This window comes from Microcoleus sp. N9_A1 (genome assembly GCF_036701795.1).
Lineage (GTDB): Bacteria > Cyanobacteriota > Cyanobacteriia > Cyanobacteriales > Microcoleaceae > Microcoleus.
The window spans coordinates 1-8,091 of sequence record NZ_JAUBRI010000014.1 but is presented as its reverse complement, the minus strand read 5'-3'; the positions used below and the strand labels follow the sequence as shown (position 1 = coordinate 8,091).

Annotated in this window: 7 protein-coding genes; 6 read left to right on the top strand and 1 reads right to left on the bottom strand. The window is 45.2% G+C overall.

What is annotated here, in order from left to right; genetic code table 11:
* The 3 genes from QUA58_RS08970 to QUA58_RS08960 form a co-directional block, all read left to right on the top strand.
* On the top strand, positions 1-1,035 hold a 1,035-nt coding region (locus QUA58_RS08970; RefSeq protein WP_333393736.1), incomplete at its 5' end, for a calcium-binding protein.
* Between the two features lie 159 nt (positions 1,036-1,194).
* Positions 1,195-1,416: a hypothetical protein gene (locus QUA58_RS08965; protein WP_333393735.1), complete on the top strand. Its 222-nt coding sequence runs from the start codon at positions 1,195-1,197 to the stop codon at positions 1,414-1,416.
* A gap of 181 nt (positions 1,417-1,597) precedes the next feature.
* Positions 1,598-3,295, top strand: a complete 1,698-nt coding sequence (locus QUA58_RS08960) for a S8 family serine peptidase (protein ID WP_333393734.1) — start codon at positions 1,598-1,600, stop codon at positions 3,293-3,295.
* 80 nt (positions 3,296-3,375) lie between these two features.
* Here QUA58_RS08960 and QUA58_RS08955 read toward each other — a convergent pair whose 3' ends face one another.
* Positions 3,376-4,044 carry a glycosyl hydrolase 108 family protein gene (locus tag QUA58_RS08955; RefSeq protein ID WP_333393733.1) on the bottom strand — a complete coding sequence of 223 codons (669 nt, stop codon included), beginning with the start codon at positions 4,042-4,044 and terminating at the stop codon, positions 3,376-3,378.
* A gap of 99 nt (positions 4,045-4,143) precedes the next feature.
* Between QUA58_RS08955 and QUA58_RS08950 the strand changes: the two genes are divergently transcribed.
* From QUA58_RS08950 to QUA58_RS08940, 3 genes are all read left to right on the top strand, one after another.
* Complete coding sequence (locus QUA58_RS08950) at positions 4,144-6,324, top strand: tetratricopeptide repeat protein (protein WP_333393732.1); 2,181 nt, start codon at positions 4,144-4,146, stop codon at positions 6,322-6,324.
* A gap of 482 nt (positions 6,325-6,806) precedes the next feature.
* Positions 6,807-7,391 (top strand): tRNA isopentenyl-2-thiomethyl-A-37 hydroxylase MiaE, encoded by a 585-nt coding sequence (locus QUA58_RS08945; protein ID WP_333251778.1) that lies wholly within the window; start codon positions 6,807-6,809, stop codon positions 7,389-7,391.
* A gap of 91 nt (positions 7,392-7,482) precedes the next feature.
* Positions 7,483-7,965, top strand: coding sequence for a GNAT family N-acetyltransferase (locus QUA58_RS08940; RefSeq protein ID WP_333393731.1), 483 nt, complete (start codon positions 7,483-7,485; stop codon positions 7,963-7,965).
* Positions 7,966-8,091 lie beyond the last annotated feature (126 nt).

Genomic DNA, 8,091 nt, shown 5'->3' with positions numbered 1-8,091 from the left:
ACTCCAACTCCAACTCCAACTCCAACTCCAACTCCAACTCCAACTCCAACTCCAACTCCAACTCCAACTCCAACTCCGACTCCAACTCCAACTCCAACGGGAACTCCAACTCCAACGGGAACTCCAACTCCAACGGGAACTCCAACGCCTGAACCAACTCCAACACCAACGGGAACTCCAACGCCTGAACCAACTCCAACACCAACGGGAACTCCAACGCCTGAACCAACTCCAACTCCAACAGGAACTCCAACGCCTGAACCAACTCCAACTCCAACAGGAACTCCAACGCCTGAACCAACTCCAACTCCGACTTCGACGGCATCATGCCCAAGTCCGATATCTATACCAATGCCTGTACTGGAACCTGGCCCGATCGTAACTTTGGAAAATCCAGGAGATGATTTACTGTTTGGTACTAGCGGTGAAGATAGTATCAATGGTGGCAGGGGCAATGACACGGTATTTGGTTTGGATGCTTCTGATAGTCTGTTTGGAGGTGATGGGGACGATCGCATTTTTGGCAATCCAGGCAGCGATACCATTGATGGCGCTTTTGGCGATGATGTTATTTTTGGCGGCAAAGATAACGATTTGGTTGTCGGCCGTGATGGGAACGATCGACTCAGGGGCGATCGAGGTAATGATACTGTCACGGGTGACAATGGCGATGATGTATTGTTCGGCGGCAAAGGGTTAGATTTGCTGTTCGGCGGGGAAGGAAATGATACGATGAGCGGCGATTTGGCTCAAGATACCTTGATTGGCGGGCCGGGGAGTGACTTGTTTTTGCTGAGACAAAATGGAGCACAAACAGATGTAGCTTTTGCAGATTCGATCGCTGATTTCCAGGTTGGCATTGATTCGATCGGACTTACTGGAAATTTGACCATTGATAATTTGCGGCTGGATGCGGTTGATTGCAACACTGTGATTCGAGTTGCTAATTCCGGTCAAATTTTGGCTGTGGTTAACTCGGTGAAGCCAGAGCAACTTTTGGGAAGTTTTGTGACTGCTAATATCACTTTGATTTAGAGGTTTTATCAAGGGCGATCGCTTTCTAGTTTTCTGGAAGGGCGATCGCTTAAGGTCAAACCAGCAGTCCGGCAGGGGTTTAAACCCCTGCCTCAAAGCTAAAGTCCTCGCTATGAGGACTGATCGGAAAATTTTTTAAACTCATTAGTTATCATAGCGATGATTTTCGCTATTAGACTAGGTAGCGGCTCGGATACGGTGGTTGATTTTGAGGTGGGTATCGATAAATTTGCGATCGATAACGGTTTGACTTTGCAGCAGTTAGAAATTAGTCAAACTGCGGCAGGAACAGTGCTGAAAGTTATATCCACAGATCGAGTTTTGGCAACTGTGACTGGGTTGAATAGTTCGATTACTGCATCGGATTTTGTGTTGCTTTAGATTTAACTCCAGCGTAGGGGCAACCACAGGATTGCCCTTCTAAAGTTCTTCAGTGAAAATCAGCGGCAGCAATTTGTATGTCCTTCAAGCAGAACCCGGAGTTACAGATGTCAATAATAAAAGCTAAAGTCCTTACTACAAAAAAATTCACATTTGTTGCAATTTACCAATTTTTTAACTTATGTTAGACATCAAGACGAATCCTACCGATCGCCTTTTTTGCATTCAACAGCCAAAGGCGATCGCCACATCAGCATTTCCGGTTAACAACGACTTGCTCAAGCTAGCGATCGAGTATCCATTCAATGTTTCTAGTGATAGTGCTGAATCTAGCTTTCCTAAGCTCCCAGCATTCAGCACCGACCAACAGACACAAACTACGGATTTTATTGTAGCGGATGCCAGCGCTAGCTTTAGTTACTCTGTGAGCGATGCTCAACTCAAACCGCAGTCACAGTCAGCGATCGCAAACACAGATCCCCTAACGGGAACAATATCTGCTTCCCAGTTAAATTTATCCGATTCAGATAACTCTCTTTTGACAGCTCGTAATGTTGTTGGCGTTCAGAACGGTAGCATCAGCTTAACTGAGTTCGTGGGGACAGGCGATATCGACGATTTCTACCGATTCGATATCAACACTAATAGCAATTTCAGCCTGCGTCTCGACGGTTTGACGGCGGATGCTGACGTAGACCTAATTCAAGATAGAAATCGCAACGGTGTTTTTGATTTTGGTGAAAGTATTGGCTACTCTTATAAGCTTGGCACTACCCCGGATGTGATTAATTTACCCAATCTGGCTCCAGGTACATACTCTGTCCAAGTCTCTAGCTACTCAGGCTCTACCAATTACAACCTGACTATTTCTGCAACACCTGTTCCTGTCTTGCCCGATATTCCAACACCTAACGGTGTTTTTAATGGCAATTACGGCTATGGTTTAGTGAATGCAAATGCAGCAGTTACCCGCACCCTGAACAGCTCAACTCTCTTCCCTGATGTTCCTAATTTGAGCGAGAATAATTGGGGGCTAGACGCGATCAATGCGCCCGAAGTTTGGAATCAGAACATTACAGGAAATGGGATTGTTGTAGCTGTCATTGATACTGGTGTTGACTACTACCATCCCGACTTGGATAATAATATTTGGCAGAACGCTGATGAAATTGCGGAAAATGGCATTGATGACGATCGCAACGGATTTATTGATGATATTCGGGGTTGGGATTTTGTCTATAACGATAACAACCCAATGGATTTGGATGTCTACGGTCACGGGACTCACGTAGCAGGTTTGATCGCGGCGGAACGAAATGATTTTGGGATCACAGGAGTTGCGCCCAATGCTAAGATTATGCCTATCAGAGTGATAGACAGCTTTCGTGACGCCTATAGTAATGATGTTGCTGCTGGAATCCGCTATGCTGCTGATAATGGAGCAAATGTAATTAACCTCAGCTTGGGAAATGAGTTTTACCCTTCCAACGAGGAGAATGACGCAATTGAGTATGCAAATAACAAAGGCTCTGTTGTGGTGATAGCAGCGGGAAATTCTGGTTTTAGCCTACCTGATTATCCAGCTCGTAATGCCGATCGCTGGGGAATTGCCGTGGGCAGTATTGATATAAACGGCAGGATGGCTGACACCTCGAACGCTGCGGGTTCCACACCTTTGGATTACGTAGTTGCTCCGGGAGTAGACATCTATTCTACAACTCCCTATAGCACCTATGACACCCTAAGTGGCACATCTATGGCAACGCCACACGTAGCGGGTGTAGCGGCTTTAGTTTTGAATGCCAATCCGACTTTCACTCCGGCTCAAGTTGAGTACATTTTGACAACAACAGCTAATCCAAATGGGTTGACTGTATAGCATCTATAGGGTTAATGAGACAGGGGTGTAAACCCCTGTCGTGGGACTACTACAGTTTTGAGAAAATGAATCAGCCCTGGTTAATTCTTAATCTTATTCACATAGCCCCACAAACTATAATCGCGACTCAGCCAACCCCGGAAAAAAGCCATCTGAGTCGGATCTTCTTGCACCCTTTTGTAGCGGTAAATAATTCGTTCGTTAATCATTTGCAGCGCGGTATTTCTATTATTTGCCCCTTTCAGCGCTTCCTTGGTGCGCGAGTCAAAAACTCCCGTTTGTGGCAATCCTAATGCTTGCTGGAGAAAAGTAATAGAGTTATTAATACCGAAATTAACGGCGGTGTCAAACATGACGATCGCCAAAGCCGGCTGCATCGTGCCCGAGAGGCTCGAATCCCAGTAATATTTATAAATTTCTAGGAGCTCTGCTTCCGACATCTGCGTCACGTCGAGGGGCGGAAGCCCACGACTGTAGCGGTAGGCGTTGTATTCCGTTTGCAAGACGCCCCGATAAGTTCTGCCGCCCTTATCGGCTGGGTGATTGCTGAATCCGCCCTCAAAATATAGGGTGAAATAAAGAGCTGTTTGAAATAATTTCTGCCGAAAGCTGGCTGTCTGCTGCTGCTGTGCGAAAGTCTTTTGGGCAAAGGGTAAGGGGATTGCTAAGGTTAACAAGAGTATCCCCAGCAGGAGGTTTGGTTTCCACTTGATGTTATGTTGGCGCTGTGTCGCTTGCTTGTCGCTCATAAATTCTGTGTGACGATCGCCCGTAGTTCCGCTAAAACTGCTACTGTGCAAAATAATATAGATTCAACCTTTAACTTGATAGCACAGATAGGCCGCCAAATGAAGTCCGATTTTCCCAACCAATCCGAAACACCCCAATTTGAAGATGCTGCATCGCTGACAGTGGTTGCAGAAACCTATTACTCTCAAGGCAATTTAGCAGCAGCCGTCGCTGCTTGTCGCCGAGCTCTGGAATTGCAACCGGATTGGGCGGCGGCTTACGTGACAATGGGCAATGTGCAGCAAGCAAGCGGCCAAATTGATGAAGCGATGCGGTTTTATTCTGAGGCGATCGCTCTAAATCCCGATTTTGCTGAGGCTTATGCTAATTTGGGCAGTATGCTCTACAAACAAGGGCATTTGGTGGAGGCGATTGTCAATTACGAAAAGGCGATCGAACTTAAACCAAATTTGGCGGCTGCTTACTGGAATTTGGCAGGGGCACTGAAGCAGCAGGGGCAGCAGGATGCAGCGGTAGCATACGAGCAAAAAGCTCTCGAACTCAATCCCCACCTTGCTCAGGTAGATTTTCACTTAAACTTAGGAGATAAATTAGCGCGGCAAGGGAAATTAGATGAAGCGGTGGCTGCATGGCAGCAGGCGATCGCATTTAAACCCGATTTAGCCGAAGCATACTGTCAAATTGGCAGAGTTTTGCGCCACCAAGGTCAATTTAAAGACGCAATACCCAACCTTCAAAAAGCCCTAGAAATTAAACCCGATTTTATTTCTGCCCACCAACATTTGTGCGGCATCCTCAGAGATACTAGCGATTTAGCTGCCGCGCGGCAAGCCGTGCACCAATACAGCCAAATGTGTGCCGAAACCGATCCAATTATGACCGCGATTTACTTCATCAGCACCTATCAAGTGTCGGGATTAAATCAAATTGCGGGCGATCGATTTTTAGAGCTAGAGTCATACTTGCAGCAAAAATTAGAAACCGCTAGCCCGGTGGAAATTAAATCGCTTTATGCAAATTTGTTATTCAGCACGCCCTATTTGCGAGATGACTTGGCGGCCAACTCAAAACTTTACAGATTAATTGCCCAAAAGTATATCGATCAATGTATTAAACCTAATTTTTCTCAACCCGCAAATTACCGTTTCAAACCAAGTGTTCCATCCAGCAAGTTAAAAATCGGCTTTTTGTCCAATCACTTTAGCCGCCATTCTGTAGGTTGGTGCAGCGCTGACATCATTCGCGAATTGTCCGACATCACACCGAATGTGTATTTCTACGCTTCCGAAAGAATTATTCCTGACGATCGCACTCAGCAATTTGAAAGTTTGGGAAAACTGACTTTTCCGAAAACGTACCCGAATGGACTTGCGAATTCCGCAGAAATTATCGACCAAATTCAGCAAGATGAACTGGACGTTTTAGTCGATTTAGATTCTCTCAGCGTACCAGTTCACGCTGACATTCTCTACCAAAAACCAGCACCAGTTTGTGTTTCTTGGCTGGGATTTGACGCCCCTTACCTATCGCCGGAAAATTACTTTCTTACAGACTGGCACTCGCACCCCGCTGACAGAGAAAAATATTATGACGAGCAGCTAATTAGGATGCCTGATTCCTTTGTGGCGGTGTCCGGTTTTCAGAGATATGGAGTTGATCCCGTTGCATTGAGAAGGTCGAATCGGATCGGTTTGGATCAGATAGTTTACCTGTGCGTTGCTCCCGGCAGAAAATTTAATTACGAGTTGGTAAAAGCCCAAATTGCGATTCTCAAACAAGTGCCGAACAGTATCTTAATTCACAAAGCTTTAGGCGATGCTGCGGTGTTTGAGGCTGCATATCACCAAGCTTGCGAAGCTGAGAAAGTGAGCAAGCACCGAATTAAGTTTTTGCCGAGGTTTGCTACTGAGGAAGAACACAGAACTGTCTATTTGCTGGCCGATGTTTTGTTAGATTCTTATCCTTACAACGGAGGAACTCACACTTTAGAGGCTTTGTGGTTTAATTTGCCGGTGGTGACTCGCACAGGAGAGCAGTTTTTGTCGAGAATGGGTTATTCGTTTTTGCAGACTTTGGGAATTGAAACTGGTGTGGCTTTGTCTTGGTCGGAATATGTGGAAGTGGGTGTAAAATTGGGCAAAGAACGTGAATTGAGAAATGCAATTAAAGCACAATTGGTGAAATCTAAAGATCCAGCCAATTTGTCGCCGCTGTGGAATCCGAAAAAGTTTGCTGGTGATATGTATGCGGTGTTTGAAAAATTGTGTAAAATAGCATGACTAATTATTGCTGACTAAGTAAGGTGAAAATAAACATTACATGGGAAGAAGTATAGAATAGCATGACTAATTATTGCTGACTAAGTAAGGTGAAAATAAACATTACATGGGAAGAAGAAGGGCGGGTTTTGCACTCATATTCTCGCTTGTATCAGAGCTTATTAGCTAAACCCGCCCCTACAATTTCCAGCGGGTTTTGCACTCATATTCTCGCTTGTATCAGAGCTTATTAGCTAAACCCGCCCTTACAATTTCCAGCGGGTTTTGCACTCATATTCTCGCTTGTATCAGAGCTTATTAGCTAAACCCGCCCCTACAATTTCCAGCCCGTAGGGTGCGTCAGGCGAAACAATCAGCAATGTGATAAAAGATTCAATCCTGACGCACCCTACAATGACTACAAACCGAGAAAGGTTATTTGATCGAAGGCTATTTAACTGCTGACTACTGACTAATGACAACTGACAACTGACAACTGACTAATGACAACTATTAAGTTTTTAAAACAACCGACTTCGGAAGCTTGGATAGAACAGGCGCTCGCCCATTTGGATACAATCTTATTAGACCATTCTCACTGCGAGCGGAAAGCGGCGGGAGTAGCGTTAAATTTAATGTTTCGCTACCCAGCAAGGGAAAAATTGGTGAGGATGCTAACGGCGATCGCCCGTGAAGAATTAGAGCATTTCGAGCAAGTCAACCAGCGGTTAGAAAAGCGCAGCATTGCTTTGGGCCCTTTGGCTGCACCTCCCTACGGTGCCGGTTTGTCCGCCCAAATTCGCAAGCAGGAACCGGAGAGACTTTTGGATTCTTTGTTGGTTTCTGGTTTGATAGAAGCGCGCAGTCACGAACGGTTGGGGCTGCTGGGCGATCGCTGTCCCGACGCGGAATTAGCTAAATTTTATCGCAGTTTGATGGCTTCGGAAGCGCGCCATTACGGTGTATATTGGATTTTAGCAACAACTTATTTCGATCGCCCTCTTGTGATTGACAGGCTGGAGGAATTATCATTAGTAGAGAGCGAGTTGCTGGCAAGTCTTCATCCCGAACCGAGAATTCACAGTTAAAATCTAGGTGCATTTAAAGACGGTAAAATACAAAAAACAACTAATTTTACAGTTGCTCAAGTCAAAAAATAAATATACGTTGCAACAACCAATGAAAACCCAACATCTCGATTTTTTAATTCGTTCCTGGGAAACGCGCGATCGCGCTGAGGCTTTCTATTTAATTAGGGATGTTTTAGCAGAGTACGGTTTAAAATGCGAACCTCACGGGGCAGATCGAGATGTCTATGATGTAGAACTACATTATCATAATCAAGGCGGCGAATTTTGGGTAGTTGAACGCCAGGGTAAAATAGTGGGTACGGCGGCTTACTATCCGATTGAGCGCGGAAATAATGCTGTGGAAATTCGCAAAATGTATATTTTGCCCGCAGCAAGGGGGCTAGGTTTGGGGAAATTTTTACTGCAAGAATTGGAAAGTAAAATTATCGATCGCGGCTTTGAGGAAATCTGGATAGAAACTGCTAGTATTCTCAAAGAAGCTGTGAAAATGTACGAAAATAGCGGATATCTACCGACAACTGGTGTGGAGACGCCAAGGTGCGATCGGGTTTACGTAAAATCTCTAGGTTAGAAACTGGGTTTCTGGGAATTTTGCAAAGTCTAAGAAACCGGGTTTCTGAGAAAATCTCGGTTGGGTGACGATATATAGCAGTTGACAGTTGACAGTTGACAGTTGACAGTTACATAGTACGAGCAT

Coding starts and splice junctions, on each gene's coding strand:
- QUA58_RS08955 (WP_333393733.1), bottom strand. CDS start 4,044: ATGAGCGACAAGCAAGCGACACAGCGCCAACATAACATCAAGTGGAAA.
- QUA58_RS08940 (WP_333393731.1), top strand. CDS start 7,483: ATGAAAACCCAACATCTCGATTTTTTAATTCGTTCCTGGGAAACGCGC.
- QUA58_RS08965 (WP_333393735.1), top strand. CDS start 1,195: ATGATTTTCGCTATTAGACTAGGTAGCGGCTCGGATACGGTGGTTGAT.
- QUA58_RS08945 (WP_333251778.1), top strand. CDS start 6,807: ATGACAACTATTAAGTTTTTAAAACAACCGACTTCGGAAGCTTGGATA.
- QUA58_RS08960 (WP_333393734.1), top strand. CDS start 1,598: ATGTTAGACATCAAGACGAATCCTACCGATCGCCTTTTTTGCATTCAA.
- QUA58_RS08950 (WP_333393732.1), top strand. CDS start 4,144: ATGAAGTCCGATTTTCCCAACCAATCCGAAACACCCCAATTTGAAGAT.